At 56.3% G+C, this 19,982-nt stretch carries 12 protein-coding genes; 7 read left to right on the top strand and 5 right to left on the bottom strand.

The features are described 5' to 3' along the window. Nucleotides 1-205: 205 nt before the first annotated feature. Nucleotides 206-901 (top strand): pirin family protein, encoded by a 696-nt coding sequence (locus ACYYKW_RS18240; protein ID WP_464990751.1) that lies wholly within the window; start codon nucleotides 206-208, stop codon nucleotides 899-901. 149 nt (nucleotides 902-1,050) lie between these two features. On the opposite strand, the gene pgm is transcribed toward ACYYKW_RS18240, so the two are convergent. The 4 genes from pgm to ACYYKW_RS18220 all read right to left on the bottom strand — a co-directional run bounded on the left by pgm (nucleotide 1,051) and on the right by ACYYKW_RS18220 (nucleotide 7,292). Next, entirely contained in the window at nucleotides 1,051-2,697 is a 1,647-nt protein-coding gene (pgm, locus tag ACYYKW_RS18235; RefSeq protein WP_464990750.1) for a phosphoglucomutase (alpha-D-glucose-1,6-bisphosphate-dependent), read from the bottom strand. Nucleotides 2,698-2,802: 105 nt separating this feature from the next. Next, nucleotides 2,803-4,203, bottom strand: a complete 1,401-nt coding sequence (locus ACYYKW_RS18230) for an aminotransferase-like domain-containing protein (RefSeq protein WP_464990755.1) — start codon at nucleotides 4,201-4,203, stop codon at nucleotides 2,803-2,805. 49 nt (nucleotides 4,204-4,252) lie between these two features. Further along, nucleotides 4,253-5,719, bottom strand: a complete 1,467-nt coding sequence (locus tag ACYYKW_RS18225) for a hypothetical protein (protein ID WP_464990749.1) — start codon at nucleotides 5,717-5,719, stop codon at nucleotides 4,253-4,255. A gap of 550 nt (nucleotides 5,720-6,269) precedes the next feature. Beyond that, nucleotides 6,270-7,292, bottom strand: a complete 1,023-nt coding sequence (locus ACYYKW_RS18220; protein WP_093101547.1) for a zinc-dependent alcohol dehydrogenase family protein — start codon at nucleotides 7,290-7,292, stop codon at nucleotides 6,270-6,272. Nucleotides 7,293-7,562: 270 nt separating this feature from the next. Between ACYYKW_RS18220 and ACYYKW_RS18215 the strand changes: the two genes are divergently transcribed. Then, on the top strand, nucleotides 7,563-8,477 hold the full coding sequence (locus tag ACYYKW_RS18215; protein ID WP_464990748.1) for a LysR family transcriptional regulator: 915 nt from the start codon (nucleotides 7,563-7,565) through the stop codon (nucleotides 8,475-8,477). Nucleotides 8,478-9,297: 820 nt separating this feature from the next. Continuing rightward, nucleotides 9,298-11,961: an ATP-binding domain-containing protein gene (locus ACYYKW_RS18210; RefSeq protein ID WP_464990747.1), complete on the top strand. Its 2,664-nt coding sequence runs from the start codon at nucleotides 9,298-9,300 to the stop codon at nucleotides 11,959-11,961. 125 nt (nucleotides 11,962-12,086) lie between these two features. Here the strand turns inward: ACYYKW_RS18210 and ACYYKW_RS18205 are convergent, their stop codons facing one another. Beyond that, a complete protein-coding gene (locus ACYYKW_RS18205; protein ID WP_464990746.1) occupies nucleotides 12,087-14,882 on the bottom strand; it encodes a tetratricopeptide repeat protein in 2,796 nt (931 codons plus the stop codon). Nucleotides 14,883-15,449: 567 nt separating this feature from the next. On the opposite strand from ACYYKW_RS18205, the gene ACYYKW_RS18200 reads away from it, so the two are divergent. The 4 genes from ACYYKW_RS18200 (at nucleotide 15,450) to ACYYKW_RS18185 (ending at nucleotide 19,731) form a co-directional block, all read left to right on the top strand. Beyond that, the gene (locus ACYYKW_RS18200) at nucleotides 15,450-16,610 is read left to right on the top strand and encodes a hypothetical protein (protein WP_464990745.1); all 1,161 of its coding nucleotides are present in this window, start codon (nucleotides 15,450-15,452) and stop codon (nucleotides 16,608-16,610) included. Nucleotides 16,611-16,757: 147 nt separating this feature from the next. Then, nucleotides 16,758-18,521 carry a DUF3732 domain-containing protein gene (locus ACYYKW_RS18195; RefSeq protein WP_464990744.1) on the top strand — a complete coding sequence of 588 codons (1,764 nt, stop codon included), beginning with the start codon at nucleotides 16,758-16,760 and terminating at the stop codon, nucleotides 18,519-18,521. A gap of 138 nt (nucleotides 18,522-18,659) precedes the next feature. Next, nucleotides 18,660-19,121 (top strand): hypothetical protein, encoded by a 462-nt coding sequence (locus ACYYKW_RS18190; protein ID WP_464990743.1) that lies wholly within the window; start codon nucleotides 18,660-18,662, stop codon nucleotides 19,119-19,121. A 91-nt stretch (nucleotides 19,122-19,212) separates the two neighbouring features. After that, the gene (locus ACYYKW_RS18185; protein WP_464990742.1) at nucleotides 19,213-19,731 is read left to right on the top strand and encodes a hypothetical protein; all 519 of its coding nucleotides are present in this window, start codon (nucleotides 19,213-19,215) and stop codon (nucleotides 19,729-19,731) included. Nucleotides 19,732-19,982: the final 251 nt, after the last annotated feature.

The following is a 19,982-nucleotide window of genomic DNA, read 5'->3' as shown; positions in this document are numbered from 1 at the left end:
CCGTTCGTTTCTAGCGAAATGCTTATGGGTCATCGGTTTAGGCGATGAAATGAAAGTCGGGTGAGATGTTTTCTTTTCCCCTTTCATCAACCTATTCGATAGTAATGCCGCATTTTTTACGCTTTTTATCGATAGTTAACGGGTAGATGATCGCCGTCATAAACCACCGGTTTCGCCCTGTGACGAACCTTTTGCGGAGACGATCATGCTTGAACTCAGACCTTTCAATTCGCTGGGCGCAGCCAATCATGGCTGGCTCGACGCCCACCACCATTTCTCCTTTGCCGAGTATTACGACCCGCAACGCATGAACTGGGGCAATCTGCGCGTCTGGAATGACGACGTGATCGCCGCCGGCAGCGGTTTTCCGCAGCATCCGCACCGCGACATGGAAATCATCACCTATGTGCGTGAAGGCGCGATCACGCACCAGGACAACCTTGGCAACAAGGGCCGCACCGAAGCGGGTGACGTGCAGGTAATGAGCGCTGGCACCGGCATTGCGCACAGTGAATACAACCTGGAAGCTCAGGACACGCGGATTTTCCAGATCTGGATTCTGCCGACCGAAACCGGCGCGCCGCCGTCCTGGGGTGCCAAACCGTTTCCCAAAGGCCAGCGTGAAGGTTTTGTAACCTTGGCCAGCGGCAAGGACGGTGACGACCAGAGCCTGCGAATCCGCGCCGATGCGCGTTTGGTGGCGGCCAATCTCAAGGCTGGGGAAACTGCGGAATACCGTCTGGATGAAGGCCGCCGTGCGTATCTCGTTCCGGCCACTGGCGTGATTGAAGTCAATGGCTTGCGTGCACAAGCTCGAGACGGCGTTGCGGTGGCGCAGGAGCAAGTGCTGACCGTCACGGCGGTTGAAGACAGTGAAATTGTTCTGGTGGATCTGGCTTAAAGTTCTCGATCATCCAACGCCGCATTACCAGGTCGACAAATGCCTCAAGCCGCCCACATTCAGTCCCCTCTCCCTCTGGGAGAGGGTTAGGGTGAGGAAAAAAAGGGGCAACCATCACGGCTGCCCCTTTTTTTACACCTTGGTGAACATCAACGGCTGGAAATCGCCCCATCCACCAATGCCTGCGCTTCAACCACCAGTTGCTTGAGGTGGTCATCACCGATAAAGCTCTCGGCGTAAATCTTGTAGATGTCTTCAGTGCCCGACGGCCGCGCAGCGAACCAGCCGTTCTCGGTCATCACCTTCAGACCGCCTATCGCCTGATCGTTGCCCGGTGCATGGCTGAGAATGCTCTGGATTTCCTCGCCAGCCAGTTCGGTCGAGGTGACCTGCGCCGGCGACAGCTTGCTCAGCAGCGCTTTCTGCTCTGGATCGGCCTTGGCATCGACACGCACCGAGAACGGTTCACCCAGTTCATCGGTCAGCGCCTTGTACGCCTGGCTCGGATCGCGCCCGGTGCGCGCGGTCATTTCCGCAGCGAGCAATGCCGGAATCAGACCATCCTTGTCGGTGCTCCAGACGCCACCGTCCTTGCGCAGGAACGACGCACCGGCACTTTCTTCGCCGCCGAAACCCAGCGAACCATCGAACAGGCCTTCCGCGAACCATTTGAAACCGACCGGCACTTCGTACAGCCGGCGGCCCAGACGCTTGGCGACACGGTCGATCAAGCCGCTGCTGACCACGGTTTTACCCACGGCAGCATCGGCGCGCCATTGCGGCCGGTTCTGGAACAGGTAATCGATGGAAACCGCAAGATAGTTGTTCGGCGCCAGCAAACCACCGGACGGCGTGACGATACCGTGGCGATCGTGATCCGGGTCGCAGGCAAACGCCACGTCGAAACGTTCTTTCAAGCCAATCAGGCCTTGCATCGCGTGGCTTGACGACGGGTCCATGCGAATCTGGCCATCCCAGTCAACGGTCATGAAGCGGAACGTCGCATCGACTTCTTTATTGACCACTTGCAGATCCAGACGGTAATGCTCGGCGATCGCCGACCAGTAGCGCACCCCTGCTCCGCCCAGCGGATCAACGCCCAGACGCAGCTTGGCGTCACGAATGGCATCGAAGTCGATCACATTGATCAGGTCGGCAACGTAGGTATTGACGTAGTCATGGCGATGGGTAGTGCTGGCCTTGAGCGCCTGCTCGTAGCTGACGCGTTTCACGCCGGCGAGCTTGTTGGCCAACAGTTCATTGGCCTTGGCTTCGATCCACTTGGTGATATGGGTGTCGGCTGGTCCGCCATTGGTGGGGTTGTATTTGTAACCACCGCTTTGTGGCGGGTTATGCGACGGCGTGATGACAATGCCGTCCGCCAGACCCGAGGTGCGGCCACGGTTGTAGCAAAGAATGGCGTGGGAAATGGCCGGTGTCGGGGTGTATTCATCACCTTCGGCGATCATCACCGTGACACCGTTGGCAGCCAGAACTTCCAGCGCGCTGGCCCCGGCCGGGGTCGACAGCGCATGTGTGTCGATGCCGACGAACAATGGCCCGGTAATGCCTTGCGCTTCGCGGTACAGGCAGATCGCCTGGCTGATTGCCAGAACGTGCCACTCGTTGAAACTCAAGTCGAACGAGCTGCCCCGGTGTCCGGAAGTACCGAACGCCACACGCTGAGTGGAAATCGACGCGTCGGGCTGTCCGGTGTAGTAAGCCGTTACCAGTCGCGGGATATCGACCAACAGTTCTGCCGGTGCCGGTTTGCCCGCAAAAGGACTGAGTGTCATGCAAAACCTCTGAAATGGAGTGATTCAGGAATAGAGCGCAGTTTACTGGCAGTTTGACCGTAGTGCGACGGGATCTATCCGGGACTCTTCCGATGTTTTTTAACGTCAGTCAGCGGGGGCCAGACGCAAGGCGTCACCGAGCAACCCGACCACACTGGCCAGATCACGCTCACCATGACCCAACGCGCTCAGACGCAGATTCTGCCCGTGCAGCCCCTGCAAGCTGAACAACTCGCCCGGCGCCACCACGATCTGCTGCCTGAGCAGGCGCTGGAAAACCTGAACCATATTGACCGGCCGCGACGACCGCACCCATACGGTTGCGCCGCCCTCGGGCTCGACGACATCCAGCGCGTCGCCCAGGCGATCGCGCAACAGCGCGATCAGCGGCGCGCGACGCTCCTTGAGCATTCTTCGCAAGACCGCCAGATGCTGGTCCAGTCGCCCGCCACCCAGCAGTCTGGCAATGGCTTTCTGGCGAATCGGTGACAAGCGGAACGCGCGCAACAAAAAGTGCCGCTGCAGCTCATGACGCCAATGTCGCGACAACAGAAAACCGAACGGTGCCTCGGCGCCGATGAATTTCTCGAATGTTGAAAACACCAGCAACCGTTCAGGATCCAGCCAGTCACGCAAGGGCTGTGGGCCCTCGCCGTCATGCAGTTCGCTGTAGCAGTCGTTTTCCAGCACCCAGGTGCCGTGCAATGCCAGTAAATGCGCAATCGCCTGCTGGTTACTCAACGGGCGCAGACTGCCGCGCGGCATGTTCAATGCAGACGACACCAGCATCAAGCGAACCGATTCGTGCGTTAACAGCGACTCGAGCTGTTGCGGGTCCACCTGCCCTCCGCCCAGCAGCGGCAACTCGATGACGTGCACCTGGGCCGCCTGCAACAGACGCAGGATCACCCAGTCGCATGGCGACTCTACGACGACGGTGGCGCCGCGCAATTGCAGCACCGAAATCAGTATTTCCAGTAGCCCACGCAAATCTGCACCGATATAGACGTCGTCCGCGCGCCAGTAATTGGCGGTCGAGGTGGTGTAGCGCGCGGCCAATACCGTACGCAGCTCCCGCTCGCCGCACGGTTGGATCAGCGAAGACGGCTGGCGTGGATACTGGCGCAACAATTCGCGCTCGAGCATCAACAACGGACTGTCCAATGGCTGCAGTGAAGCCGGGTCGTCAGCGCTCAGCACGCACATGCCCGGACGTCTGGCGTTGACGTACACCGTTTCCAGCAAATCATGGCAGCTATCCGGCGAATCCATGTCGTGTAGCGCCTGGGCGTAATACCCGGACTTGGCGATCGAGTAGACCCGCCCTTCCTTTTCCAGCAGCGAATAGGCGTACTGCACCGTCGAGATCGATACGCTGAGCCGGTCTGCCAGTTGTCGCAGCGAGGGCAGACGCACTGCTGCGCCCTTCCCGGCTTCGTCTATCAACGATGTCAGATATCGATAAACCGCCTGATAAACGAAGTCATTATCCCTCGACGCTTTCACAATCCCGTATCCGTGGGCATCCATTCATCTCCTGGCACACTGCTCATGGTCAGCCTTTTGCCGAGCGGTCTGCTGGTGGCTGTGCAGTGGCGCCATGGTCGTCCAGGCTCGGCGAGGTGGCCTGGTCTGGAGCGGATAGACGAAACGGCCCCATCGCATAGAGGCGAACGATCAACCGCAGCGGCAGCCCGCTGACATCCGTCATCCACTTCACGACCTGTTCCGGGGCATGCAGCCCTTGCATTGCCCGGTGCAGATCCGGGATCGCCACCAGCATGCCGGGGTGACAATGGCGCAGGAACCGCTCAAGACCCGCGCCGCCATCGATGAACGGGGCAAACAGCAGGCATGTCAACTGGATCTGGTTCAAGTCGAAACTGGCCAGCAACGCACCTTCCGCCTGTACGCTCAGTTGATCGAGCTCCCGCAAATGGCCGAAACTGGCCAGCAGTTGCTCGCAAACCGATTCGGGTACCTGTTTCTGCCGCATCGTCAGCAAGCTGCTCGCCAGATAATCACTGACACCCTCGTCGTAGGTCCGACCTTCGATGAATTGCGCCTGCAAACCGCGCAGATGCGCAGCCACCACAGGCTCTACGTGTTCATCGTCGGGCTGATAGAGCGTCATGTCGTCCGCCTGGAAACCGAGGAAATCACTGAGCAATGGCCAGCGCTCCTCAAGCTTGCCGACAATCATGTCGTTGATATGAATGAAACTGGTGCGCCGACAGGCTTCAAACTCACCTTGCGGACGCCAGACCACCCGCTCCTCCTCTGGATAAAACTCACGGTAATAATCGCCACCCAGCGCATCGAGCAAAGGAAACAGTCTGTCGAAACCGACATTGCTCACCTGAGGCCCGGCGATGCCGGCCTTTTGCACCGCCCGGTCCAGCCCGTCCAGAAAATGCTGCTGACGGCGCGTTGATTCGCTGCCGACCATGGCATCAACGCCATGATTCCAGCGTGCGATCTGGCCATAGAATTCGGCGCTGGCAAGATAGGCGTCGTCCCACAAATGCAGCGGTTCGTCCCAGTTACGGCGGTGACCGAGCAACAGCAGATTGAGGCGATTGGCTTCGCGACCTGCATCGCTGATCGGCGTCTGATGATCAAACGGCACGACTTGCCGATGGTCCACCATCACCAGTTCGACCCGTGGATCGTCATACAGAAACAAGGCACTGTAGCTGCGATGCATGTTCTGGAGCGACGTCTGGCTGTTGCCGTTCCAGCGCAGATTGGCCACTCGCAGTTGAAACGTCGCCGGCGCACGACTCGCAATGCTCAACTGTGCAGCGCGCAGCAAGGCCAGGGTGTAACAGCTGTCGCGCGACCCGGACTGGTTCACCAGCACCCTGAATTGACCGATGTGCTCCATGCCGCCCGCGGCCACCGCCAGCCGTTGAATCAACAACTGCAGGGCCGTGCGTTCAGCACGGGAGAAAAAACTCAGCAAGCGTTGCAATACTTGCTGGTAGACATAGTTCATTGCTTGATCATGGATCGTGCTCATCGGTATTTACCCGGAATCGAAAGTTTCATGCCGCACTCACGGAGACACCCGTAGCGGACAATTCATCAATAAGTAATAGACGCTCAAATGCTAACACTTACAACTTTGAAGTTATTTGAAACACTTGAGCTGGCGAAACCCCCAAGGATTGCCTTTTTTGGTCTCAAAGCCCTGTATTTAAGGGGTTATCGTCGCTCACCGTTCGTCCTAGGAAATTTCCCACGGGGTCCGAAGGCAAGTGAGTACAAGAAAAAGAGAAGCGGTTTCCGAATCGTCTTACAGCATTTAAACAGAAGTTGCCGTTATCAACAGATTCAACAGTTAGATGTCGCGCAGGACAAATAGAATGCACAGCCATGGCTCATTCCTTGAGATGAAAGTAATCATTCAATTATCAGGGCTTATATGGCGATTAGAAGATACAGATCGAGAGCAAAAACCAGCTCAGTTGTTCAACAGGCACGCGGATGGCGCCTCAACAAGCGTGGTTGTCGCAAAGGGAGAGTAAACGCAGAGGAGTCCGTGGGACCACGGACTCCGAAGGCAGGGCTTACGCCGGTTCGACTTGCAGGGCGACCCGTTCGCGGCACGGGCATTCGTCCATGTAGCGGTGTGCTTCGACGAACTCGTTGAACGCGAATACACGGGTTTTCAGTGGCAGCAGTACGCGGTCAGCGGTCAACTGATTGATGTCACGCAACGCGCGTTGCAGGGCGACGCTATCCTGCGCGATACCCAGCTCGGGCTTGCCGGTGAAATTGCCGATGCAATGCACAAAGAACTGGATGTTCTTCTGAAACGCTGCGCAGGCCGGAAACGGCGTCTGATTGCCGCCCTGCAAACCGTACAACACCAGACTGCCGCGCGGTGCCAGCACATCGCCGAGCAACGACATCTGCGGACCACCGAGGCCATCGAACACAACGTCGACACCGCGGTTGTCGGTGATCTTGTTGATTCGCATCAACAGATCTTCCTCTTCGGTCACGATCACCTTTTCTGCGCCCAGAGACAGCAGATACTCGCGCTCCTCGGCTTCCTTGGTCGCGGCAATCACCCGCACACCCAGCGCCTTGCCCAACTGGACAAACGACGGGCCGGCGCAATGGCTGGCGTCCGTGACCAGAGCGAACTGCCCCGGTTTGACCCGCGCCAGATCGGCGTAGGCAAAGTAGGCGATCAGCAGCGGCGTGTAATGAACACTGGCTTCGATCGGGCTGAGGACATCCGGATAACGCGTCAGCGCGGTCCGCGGCAGCACGATCGACTCGCCGTAAACCGGATAGTCGTTGGGGCTTTCAGCCGGGAAACTGGCCACCTTGTCGCCCACGGACAGGTCCTCGACGTCGGCACCGACTGCGGTGACCACACCGGCCATTTCATGGCCAAGGCCCGAGGGCAGACGCGCCTGGGACGAAGCCAGATTCTGACGCCAGAGGGTGTCATACCAGCTGATGCCGATGGCTTCGACACGCACCTGCACTTCGCCAGGACCTGGCTGAGCGGCCGCATGCTCTTCGCATTTGAGCACCTCGGCCGGACCAAACTTGTGAAAACGGATCGTGCGGGACATCGCAAACCTCGTCAAAGTAACCTCTAATGCCATGAACTCTATCTGGGCTTTCGACCCAAGACCATCAGTGGCTATTAATAGTCGACATGCCTGTCATTGATTCCGCAACAGGGGCGGCATTGGCATAAACCTGCAAAAAAGCGCTGCCGCCGTCTCGTAAAAGCTGAATTTTCCGGTGCAGAGTACCAGCCTTTCCCCGTAAGATTCATGCCGGCCATTGTTCTCATATGGCCGCTCTCGTCAAGCTTGATGACTCTGCCAGGACTCCAGATGAATCGTAATGACCTGCGTCGTGTCGACCTGAACCTGTTGATCGTATTCGAAACATTGATGCACGAACGCAGTGTGACCCGGGCGGCAGAAAAGCTCTTTCTCGGACAACCGGCAATCAGTGCGGCGCTGTCGCGCCTGCGCAGCCTGTTCGACGACCCGCTGTTCGTACGCACCGGGCGCAGCATGGAACCCTCTGCCCGCGCGGTGGAAATCTTCGCCCTGCTCTCGCCGGCCCTCGATTCGATTTCGACCGCCGTCAGCCGCGCAGCCGATTTCGATCCCGCGACCAGCACGTCGGTATTTCGGATCGGTTTGTCCGACGACGTCGAATTTGCCCTGCTGCCGATGCTGCTCAAGCGCCTGCGCGCAGAAGCACCGGGCATCGTGCTGGTGGTGCGCCGGGTCAACTACATCCTGATGCCAGGCCTGCTCGCCTCTGGCGAAATCTCGATCGGCGTCAGCTACACCACCGACCTGCCCGCCAATGCCAAGCGCAAAGTCCTGCGCCGCAGTGCCCCCAAACTGCTGCGCGCCGACACCGTACCCGGCCCGCTGAGCCTCGACGATTACTGCGCCCGCCCGCATGCACTGGTGTCATTTGCCGGCGACCTCAGCGGTTTTGTCGACGAAGAACTGGGAACACTCGGGCGCAAGCGCCATGTGGTGCTGGCCGTGCCGCAATTCAATGGATTGGGAACGCTGCTGGCGGGCACGGACATCGTTGCGACCGTGCCGGATTACACCGCTGATGCGTTGACGGCCGCCGGGGGACTTCGGGCTGAAGATCCGCCGCTGCCGACGCGTACGTTTGAACTGCACATGGCCTGGCGCGGGTCGCAGGATAATGACCCGGGTGAGCGCTGGTTGAGGTCGCGGATTCAGATGTTCTTCGGCGACCCTGAGAGTCTTTAGGAGTCGTCGAACAGGCTGTTTAGCTGATTATTTCTGCCTTTTCACAGACCATGGAGATCCATTCATTTCCAGTGGATTGCTACATTGGGGGCACTTCTGAGGGCATACTTGGGATGGTTTAAAAAGGATGCCCCCAGCCTGAGATCGAACAGCCCCCTTCTCGAAAAGTCATACGCTGCTGCTCCCAAACCGCCGTCCAGCGCTATCCAATCACCTCAGTTTGTAGACGCGCCTCTGAAATCCTGACAATCCTTCCAGGAACGCCAACCACAGTGGTCGTTGGAAAGAAACAGTAGGGGTAACCATGGGCCTGTCCCGTGACAGCGGACGCCAAGTAGCTGTTTATCCAGCCTTCTGCGGCACTTCGGGCCTCGACAGCCCCGTTGTGATTATGCTGCGTTCTGCCCCCAAAATCTGATCAAACCTGAACCGATCCCTTGCCGGCGTGCTCGCCAATGACGATGAAGCATAACGAATACCAACTTAGAGACCTGGCCGAGCCACTAGTAGCGCCGCACACTGCAAAGGCAAAAAAAGATGCTCCTCGGGAGCTTGGGGCCCCGCTCCACAACCATCACGCATTCCAACAGCGCATCGACCGATGATACCAAGCAGTCAACCCCAGCAGAGGTTGCCACCACTTCATTGGATGACTCTCACTACATGGATGCACTCATTCATGGCAATCTGCTAGCAACCCATGCCGCGAGGATTTAGGATATGGGTTAACCGACAGACATCGTAATCTTGAGCACAGGAAGCTGCTCACTCGCACTCCTTACCACTCAGGTCACGCCCATTCGAAACAGGGAGAGCTTCAATGAGTTCCAGTGATGCCTTGGAAATTGCCAACGACGCATTAGATTCGTTCCACCAAATCGAACAAATTGCTTCCAAGCAGCTCGCCACCGGAAGTCGCGAGGCCTCTGAAGCCTTGGCAGTCGTCAATACCTTCACTGGCGCGGCGGCCGTAGAGCAGATTGCATCCATCTCTGACGATGTGACCAAATCGCTTGCGAGCCTCGTTCGAGAGCCAGCTGTCTCACGTATAGTAGTTGAGAACGACAAGGGCCAAGTTGAGACCTACTACATCTGCCGTACGACTGGAGGATTTGTCCTTAATCACGGCAAGCTAGCAGGCTACCGTTCACCGTTCGGTCGTTTGGCTGCTCATGACGCTGGTGAGGACGTTGATCTAGAAATCGCGGGCAAAAAAGTCAGCTACCGGGTCTTGGACAAACTCGATCTGAAGCCTCAGAAGAGCGCTGAGCTCTGGGACTCAATCGACAGCATTTGGAGGCAAGAACGTTTAGCACCTCAGACGATTCCTTCTCTTCGTAAAGTTATCCAACCGGACGACAGCAATGCCTTCATCGCCATGCTTGGCGGCAAGTCCGAAACCGAGAAAGTCCGGGAAGGTGTGCGTCACGAAATCCGGAAGGCTATGGCCCTTCGAGACCAAGCGATTCTCGACAAATTCCAGGACGAAATCTTTCGCCTCTCAGTAGACCACCAGCTAATCATCCTGGGCCCTCCCGGGACAGGCAAGACAACCACCTTGATCAAACGTCTCGGCCAGAAGCTGGACTGGGAAGCTCTTAGCCAAGACGAACGCCTCCTGCTGGGCCCTCAGTCTAAGCGCTCGCGCTGGATGATGTTCACGCCTTCAGACCTCTTAAAGCATTACGTCAAAGAGGCCTTCAGCCGTGAGAATGTCACGGCTTCTGACGAGAACATCAAGACCTGGAGCAAGCGCCGACATGAGCTGGCAAGGTCGACATTTGGCATCCTCAAGACGGGCAGCGGTGGCACATGCATCCTCAAAGAGGATCGCCAATTCGCCCCGATGGACATCAACGATGATCCGCGCCAGTGGTTCGCCGATTTCAAGTCACTACACCAAAGCCGCCTCCTCTCCTCCCTGAAGGAAGGAGCAATTCTGCTGAAAGATTCGGCTCCTAACCTAGTAGACGCAGTTGTGCACAAGCTGTTTGCCACGGTAGATGGGCTTCAGCCAGAAGGACTGCTGAGCGCCTATGCCGAGTGGAACAATCTCGAGGCACGGATTGACCCTATGCTCAAAGCCAGTCGTGCAACCTCAGATAAGCTGATACAACAGCAAGGTAACCTTCTCCATAACCGGAACAATGCTGTCTTCGGGGAGATGGCCACCTTTCTCGAAGGCCTCGGCCAAAACGATGATGAAGACGAGGATGGTGCCGAATTTGATGATGATAACGGAGAGGAAGGAACAGGCATACCCACGCACACCGCAGAGCTCAAAGCATTCGCAGCTTACCAAAAGTTTCTCCAGACCTATGCCCGTACTCGCTATCGCAATGGCAATCTAGGTAAGGCAAGCCGTGCGGCTCAGATACGAGACTGGCTTGGGGATCGAGTCCCCTCAGATGAATGGCTTAAAACGCTTGGGCGAGAGATGTGCTTCCAAAACGCGCTACGGCGCTTCAGGAATGCATGGAGACGCTACGTACTTGACGTCCCTACAAGCTACAGAGCATTCCGTCGCGACAGCGTGACGCTTGATCGGTATAGCTATCAGCGGCCAGAGCACGCTTCCCACATTGATGAGACAGAACTCGACGCAATTCTCCTCCTCATGCTTCGATCCGCTCGCGAACTCATCCGCCAAGATTTCGTGAAGCGGCATATCGACGAACCTCGCTTCACCGAGTTGGCCAGGATTTCGAGCCGGTTCCTGCAGCAAGTCCTAGTGGACGAAGCCACGGACTTCTCGCTCCTCCAGCTTGCATGCATGGAGAGCCTGACTGACCCTACCATTGAGTCGTTCTTCGCCTGCGGAGACTTCAACCAACGGATCACAGGGAATGGCCTCAAGCATTTGGATCAGCTCGAGTGGATCTCCCCTCGCCTCACGTCTCAGCGGATAAACACGGTTTATCGACAGAGTCGCCTTCTGAACAGCTTTGCCATCAAGCTACTGCAGCATATGGATGGTGACGCCAAAGCTGTAGGCAGCCTGCCAGAGCATTCCTCTCACGAAGGCGTTCAGCCGGTGCTCGGGGAAAACCTCCAGGGCGAAAGCGTCGTCACCTGGGTAGCAGAGAGAATCTTCGAGATTGAGGATCACATCCGCTCCAAAAATGAACCGGTGCCTACGATTGCCATCCTGGTCGCTTCCGAGTCGCACGTGAAACCCGTCTCCGAAGCGCTTACCGAGAAGCTAGAGAGCAGAAGTTTGCTCGCAGTCCCCTGTGTCGATGGCCAGTCATTGGGTAACCAATCCGATATCCGGGTTTTCGATGTTCAACACATCAAGGGGCTCGAGTTCGAAGCAGTGTTCTTCATCGGGCTGGACGAGCTCGTCGAAACAAAACCGACGCTGTTCGAGCGGTTCCTATATGTGGGTGCCACCCGGGCGGCGACTTACCTCGGTATGGTCTGTCATCATAAGCTCCCGCACAAACTGGAGGATCTCAGGCCGTATATGGCTAGCAAATGGTGACAAGCTAAGCCAAGGTGCGTTCAGAGCCCTACTGCCCATTCGAATGAAGCAGACTCTCGGGTTCCCTATCTAAGATAGGGAGCCCTACACTGGCCACCACATTCGACGGCCAGTGGTTTAAAACCTCAGTCAGCTGAAGAGGGATCCTCAGCGAGTTTGCTTTCGCCCATGATTATTTTTGTTTGAACTCTCGCTTTCAAGTTACCGTTTAAGTGAGGCAAGGCCTTATGATAGTTCTCTAGAGCCAGCTCCATGTATCGCTTATCACCGCCCCTCTCGGCTAGATGGAAAAACGTATGCCCAAGCCAGGTGGTAGTTTTCGCCCAAGCAACGGGGTCGCTGTCAGGAGTACGCTCTAGCAATGCATCCTGATAAGCCTCAGTGGCGTAATGCAGGTACTCATTGCTTGGGTCAAAATCGGCAAGGGTAAAAAAAGCATTTCCCAGATTGTGCTTTGTCATCGCCCAGTCGCGAGGGACACTCGTTCGGGTGCGCTCCTCCAAAGAGTTTTCGTATGCTTCAATAGCCTGTTCTATCAGCCGAGGATCGTTTTTCCGATCCCCCAACTCGAGAAGTGCATTGGCTTGAGAATTAAGTGTCCGAGCCCAAGCTAACGGCACCAGCTGCCTCGTCCGCTCTTCCAAGGCTGCCATGGCTGAGTCCAATGCTTTCTCAAGCCACTCGGAATCCCCATCTCTCATAGCAAGCTGGTAATAGACATTGCCGAGGTTATGGTGTGTGTTAGCCCACTCTAGCGGAACTTGTTCTCGGGAAATTTGAGTCAATGCGGCATGGTAGGCCTCAGCCGCTTGATGGAAGAACTCGAGATTATCCGTATGCTCGCCCAAAGCGAGTAGAGCATTGGCTAGATCGTTCTGTGTGATGCCCCAGTTCAAAGATGAGCTCTGCGTGCGCTCAAGCAAAGCTGCTCGAAACGCCTGGACACTTTGCTGAAGGAGCGGAACGCTGTGCTCACGCTCGCCAAGAACACGTAAGGCGTTGCCAAGATTATTCTGGGCCGTTCCCCATTCGTGCGGCTTTCGACTCAGAACGGGTTCAAGCAGCGCCTCTTGCAGGCAGGAAACTGCCTGGCGAAGCCGGGCAACACCGCCCTCTCGCTGCCCAGTTAAGCGCAGCGCAGCACCGAGATTGCTTCTTACGATAGCTACCATAGCTACGTCCCCCGCCTCGCTGAAAAACTGCAAGGGGGCGTTGAAACGGTCAACAGCCTCAAGCAGCAAATCCCCGCGCCTATCCCTAGTGCCCAAGGCTAGGAGTACACCGGCTAGGCCATTTTGAGCGTGAGCATATGTGGCTGTATGAGATGCACTTGAAGCCGTCACCGCCTCCCGGAATATTAGCTCTGCCTGTCGAAGCAGGCCGTCATGAGAAACACGTTCGCCCAGGTTTGCCAAAGATTTCCCGAGCCAGAGTAACGCTTCAGTCCTAGCCTGATCGTCCGCCGCGTCATCGACCCACTTGCGAGACAGCTCTATTGCCACCTCCAGAGGGAAGTTTGAGCCATACACTTCACCCCTCCTGCAATACGCATCCAATTCCTTTATGAAGTCTTCGCTTAGGACGGGGGCCTTCGGGTGATCCAGCGAAATGAGTTTCACCACTTCATCAGCTACTCGCCGAGGATCTCGCAGCAATGTGTGCTGCTTAATCGAAGCGTCAAGAAGTTCAGCTCGCTGACGCTTGATGGACTCGCGCGTGTCAGCCTCCTGCTTATCCAGGGTTGCAAGGGCCTCTTCAATTGCCTGTGCGCCGTGTGCCAGTTCGCCGGCCTCAATCGACTCGCGTACGCCGACCATTGTGTCGTTGACCAAACGGTCTCGATAGTGAGCGGTAGCTCCAGTTGCTCTTATTTCCTCTAGGACGGAGACGGCGAACTCCAGCTCTTTGTAAGCTTGAGATTGATTTAGCAAAAGGTCAGGAAACAACGGCTTAGCCAGCGCTAGGATTGCTTCATCTGACGCCAGACTTCGACTGTCACTGTGTTGACGTTTGAGGGTTTCGAGGATCTGGGCAAGTGCCTCATTCGTTTGAGCGCTCTGCGCGTTGGCAGCTAAAATACCACCGTCAACCTTGAAACCAACGTTCTGTATTTGTGCGCCGAGCTGCTCAATCCCTTGCGCCCAACTCGCGTCAAGGTCTCTCAGCCAAGCCTGGAGCCCCTCAGCACTGGGCACGTCAGCTAGTGCACTTATCAATTTGTCGACGCGCTCGTCAAACCCTCCTAATGTTTTGAGACATTGTCGCCCCAGCTCTACGCCGAGACTGCTGACCGCGATCTGAAAAGCTGTCTCAGCTTGGGGATACTTATCAGGGGTCTGGATAGTCTCTACAAACACCAAGTAAACCAGGTCGCCGAAAGCAAACCGAGCAGTGCCGCGATGTGTGACGATACCCGCCTCCGCCGCCTGGCAATACAAATCGGGAACATCTTTCGGCTCGCAGCCCACGATTTCGGCAGTGATTTTGCGGAAGTCTCGAGTCAGCGGGTCAGCGCTTTCGAGCCCCTTCCCTACTAGCGTTGTGGGAGCGTTGAGGAGGACAAGTTCAAAGTGGCCATCAATTGGTGACGCCACCAGGGGGACTCGACGATCAAAGGCCGCGGCGCGTAGTTTTTCGATTTTTGGCTTGAAGATGTTTGAGAAGGTACCAACGGCTACCGCCTGACCATCCCCTTCAAGCGCTTCACGGGCGCTCAAGACCGCCTTGTTTACTTCGAGGGCCGATTCGATCCAGGCTATTCTCAAGACGCGAAGCAGGTCATCACTGGCTCCAAGCGAGGCAAATGGGTTGTGGTCATTCAGCCTGGCCGAGAGGCTTTTTCTATGCCGTTCAGGCATTAGCTTGATTAGCGTCGGCAGATTTTTGACCATCGTGCCGACCAGCTTTTCCGTCCACACCATTTCGCACTCCGTTGCAGAAAATTGCCTTAGCCTACCAACTCCTAATCTCTCGGGGTAGGCCGAGATAGAGCAGCCGAATGTAAAGTTTGATCAGCGAGGCACCGTTGGGCGAAACAAGGGCCGACGATGAGAATACTGTCACTCGAATGAATCTGAGCAGGTATGGACTCATGGAGCTGCAGACTGTAGTGATCCGAGTATCACTGGTGAGAACGTGAAGCTCAGGAACCTGAATACCCTCTCTCTGCAGTTCGTCCATTGCCCTCAGCGCGAGCGCCAGAGTGACCGGACTGTCCTTGCCGAAACTGCAGGCGATCACGCAACGCCTCCCGTCCAAGATCTGCTGCTTGATAACCGCGATAGCATCATCAACTTTTCGTCAAATGGAAGCTCCGCGGTAGGCGCTTTGACCGGTGCAGCATCATGGAAGAGGGTGGCGGGGATCAATTGCATGGTGGCGGCTCAGTGATGAAAGTACACTTTAAACATATCGGCACATCCTAATTCGCAACGACTAGGTGATGACCTCACTGAGTCGTTCCACCACTCATGTTCAAAAGGTGCTTTTTGACAACCATTACCTGGGATAAGAAGATTCTCTGCGCAGATACGCTTGTAAGTTTCGACACTGCTGCCTTGACTGGAATGTCGCACGCCCGCGGTTGGGAGATAAAGAGCAAGCTGTTTACGCCAGGCAAAGTAGTCATGTTTGAGGGGGCGCCAATTATAGCCGTGGGAGCCGCCGGCAACGGGGCCGCAGGTAACAGTCTCAGAGATTGGCTGTTTGACCAGAATCTGAAACCCGGTTATTACCCCAGACCTTCCGCCCCTCTACGCAACGACCTCATACGGCAAGCACAAATATCTCAAGTGCTTGTGGCAGAGGATTCTTGGCTGTTTGTTCTCACTGAAACCCACTGTTGGCATGTGACCTCTGTCATTGGCATTCAGCCGACCGTTGATGACGTCACGACGAACTCAACAGCGATCGGCCTCGGTGCAAAATATGCTCGACCCTGCCTGGCCAAAGGACTGGATGGCGTTGACGCTATCATTGAAGCCGCTACGCACACCGACTCAGAAACTAACTTCAAAATCGAAAGCGTTCAGCACAAGCCCGGTTCGCAGATCAAACTTGAGCTCCGATCGCTAACCACCTTGAAGGATCCAGTGCGCAAAAATCGAGTACTGGCATGCGTCTTGGGAACCGCTGGCCATCTCCTAACGGCCATTGGCGGGGTCTCCCTACTGGCGGGCGGATTTGAGGGACTGACCCGCTTACTGTGGGTTGCCGCCTTAATGCTTGGGGTGATGGTGTCGGGTTGGTCGATGTTGACCTCTTTTAGATCGAAGCGAGCCCCTTTCTACGCCTTGGGTGCTCTGATTTTGATGCTGGCGCCTTTGGCGATCCCAGAAACAGAAGCCTTCATCGTTGCCAACAACCTCGAATCGTTGATTGTCCTTCCGTGGTTAGCATTTGCGGTGCTATACCTTCCCACGCAAAGATTTCCGGCATTAATGAATCCCTTGATTGCTTCCTACATTGTTTCTGTACTATCTGTGATTGCAGTGTTGGTAGCCGTGGTGGGGTTCAACGACCCTCCCTGTAATTGGGCCGAGGCATTTGTGGGTTTCCTGGGCGTCGGGGTTGGATTCTCTATTGTCTGGCTTTGCGCCAGGCATATCGAGAGCAACGAAAGGCGGTTTTGGCATCTATTTGATCTGTGACCTTGCCGAGGTTATCCCTCGGCTTAACACGAGCTGCATAGCTGCTGGACACCTAATCGCACCCTGAGTACGGTACGTGCGCAGCAACTCATCCCTAAACCGGCTACCACCGTTATTATCACAGCAGATGACGTCACCTGGTTCGCAGTGATCTATCAATTTCCGGACGTGCAGATCATGGTGGCGAAGCCGGCCCCACGGTCAGGCGGCGCGAGCTGTAGCTTGGCCATGACGCGTACCGGGGAGTTCGTGCAGCCCCTTGAGTTTTCCGAGCTTGTGGTCAACACGGACGACGTCGCCGTCACCTCGTTGCTGTCACACCAACTTGGCATTCCGGAAAACCGCACAGAGGTTGCGGAGGAGCACACGCGTAACAGCTACGAAGCCTCCATCAAGCATTCGTACTACTACCTCTTCCAAAGGCAGGGCCTAGTCACCAACAAGGATCAGCTTTTCTATCGCCAGAACGAGCCGTTCCAACCCCAGGCGATCAGAGATACGCTTCCCATCCTGCTGGGCGCGTCAACCAATGAGCGATACGAGTTGCAGACTAGGCTGCGGACAGCTCAACGAGACCTGAGAGCCCAGACAAAGCTGCTGGAGCAGGCGAAGCAAGCCGTGGGCAACAACCGAAACCAGGCCATCGCACTGCTGACTGAAGCCAAGTCCGTAGGAATACTCCCTCCAGAGTCCCCCATTGGGGAGGTCGAGGAGATCATTACCGCGCTCAAAACAGCAGCACAATGGACTCCCGCCAAACCACACTCCCAGCCTGACGACAAGGTACCCAAGTTGGAAGCTGAGCTGGCCAAGCTGAGGAAAACCAAGCGCGAGATCAAATCCAAAATTGAGGCCGGCCAAGTGTTCGAGCGGCGTGCCGGCGGCTTCCAGAGCGAGGCATCGGAACATATCGACCGCCTCTTATCCATCAAGTCGCTTCCGAAGAATGCAACAACAGGCGAATGGCAGTGGCCTTTTGCAGAAAAGAACTTGGCGATGGACACCCCCATAGCCCAGGCGCTCATCAGCGAACTGGCGTCTCTGGAGGCAGAAATGCAGACAGTGATGGGGCAACGTCCGCAGATTCAGGGCTACCTAGCGGAGGAAAACCAACGCCTTCAGGACACGACCAAGTCGATTGTCGAGAAGGAAGCGGAGCTGACAGCCGCCATCGCCACCAATACGGTGCTGGCGAACGCACAGAAGCAAAGCGACGCCGCCAAGCATGTCGTGGGGCGCATCAGCTTTTTCCTTGAAGGCTTCGTCCCTGACAGTTCGCTGAAACAGCAAGAGGCTGACTATCGCCGTCGGGAAATGCGCGTTCAGGAGCTGGAAAAGGCGCTGGCAGATGTCGATCTGGACGACCGCCTGGCGTCGATCATGAACAGCATCTCGGCACAGTTCAATCTGTACAACAAACGCTTCGAATCTGAATTCAGTGCCTACCCTGCCCGATTCGACCTGAAGAAGCTGACCACCATTTTCGACCGCCCTGAGCGCTCTGTGCCCATGGCTCGGACAGGCGGCGGCGAAAACTATCTGGCCTATGATCTCTCCGCGCTGCTCGCTTTGCATTGGTACTGCGCCAAGAGCGATCGACCCATGCCGCGCTTCTTGTTGATCGATCAGCCGACCCAAGTGTATTTCCCCTCAGAGGAATCCTACAAAGCGGTCGACGGTACGGTATTGAACACTGAGCAATCCGATGCCGATATGGACTCGGTACGCAAGATGTTCAACTTGCTTTACCAGTTCACGGTCGAAGCCGTACCAGGCTTCCAGATCATCATCACCGAGCACGCCAATCTACGGGATGACTGGTTCCAGAAGTCTCTGGTCGAGGCACCTTGGAGCAAACCTCAGGCGTTGGTGCCTGAGGGCTGGCCACTCAAGGGTGAAGTGACGTTCTGACGAGCTGTTGAATGCGCCGATGTTCTTAGCGATGGGCACCAAATGCATCCACTTGAGTTGCATCGAACCTAGGCAAAACCGGAAGCTTGAGTGAGTCCTGGCCCCTCGTGCCAGGACAGCCTTCCACTAGGAGTTCCCATGACCCGTCTCCGCTTCATCCCCGATCAACTGACACGCTACCCACAAACGAACGAAGCGCTGTTCGCCATTGCCCTATGGCCCGCATTGTTCGCGATTGGCTGCTGGCGAACGCCACAAATCGCCCAGTTTCTGAACGCTCAGGGGGTTGAGATCAGCATGCTGCAGGTATTTCTGGCGGGCTTTGGCGCCTACCTGTTTCTCCTCGCTAAGCACCGCGTGTTCAACCACCGCTATTTCGAGCACCACGCAGTCGATATAGCCTGGCACCGTCAATTGCGCGACGTTGATCAGGATATGGTTGCAGCAGGCCTTGCTGGCACCGATGCGCATAGGGCCGTGACGAGCGAGATGGCCCAGCTCCGCAAGCAAATGGGCTTCTTGGTCGACGCGGATAACTTCTATCGCAAGCTGAAAGTCTTGATCCGGGTAATGAGCTGGCTGCGCGGTAAGCTCAAGTAACTCAGTTATTTTCCCCTGTAAAGTACAGTCCGGGTTCGCAGCACAGAGCCCGGCCTCTTCGGTACACGATAAGGATGTTGGAGTACACGTCATGACAATCGAGCTAAACACCAAAGCCATCAGAGGGCTCACTCGTCTCGCGCTTCCAGCTGACGATGGTTACATCTACCGGCTTGGGGTCGCGCTGTATGGCTTTGCTTCCCTAAGCAGCTTCATGGCCGAGCTCGCTCACCATATGGATCCGCTCGTGAACCGCACTGAGCTTCAGGCAAGAACGGGCGGCGAGATCCTCAGCGAGTTCCGCAAGTGTGTAAAGAAAGCTAAGGCAACAAAACCGGCGGTCGGGCCTATTGGCCGCGCCGCCGCTGACATGTTCCAAGCACTAAACACCCGGCGCTCGGACATCATGCATGCCTACCCGATCACCAACCAAGCCAGACAGCAAATTCTGCACCGTCGGCTGGACAAGAAAAATCGCTACTTCGAGGTCACCAACGAGATACTGGAGGAGTTCATCAGCAAGCTACATAACGTGAGCAGCTTGCTGTATGACATTCGCGCCATCATGAAGCCAGAGCTTGGCGACCGAGCAGCAGCTGCTAATCAGTGAGTAACCTGGATGCGTGCCCAGAAGCCTTGGACGCGGATAGCTTCAAGCTTGGCTTCCTGGCTAAAGTGGGATGTTACGCAGCAAACCCAGCCGCTAAAGGCATCCCAGCGCCTGAGCTGCTTGTTATCGCTTCAATTGCCACTCCAACCAAATGGCATGAAAGCAAGCTGGCTACCGTCCAGGAAGGAAATCTGATGTGACGTCTCATCACGTGCACCTGTGCTGACTCGAAATCTAGCTATGATCAAAGC

Source organism: Pseudomonas sp. 15C (genome assembly GCF_055484735.1).
This window is presented reverse-complemented; position numbering and strand designations above follow the sequence as displayed.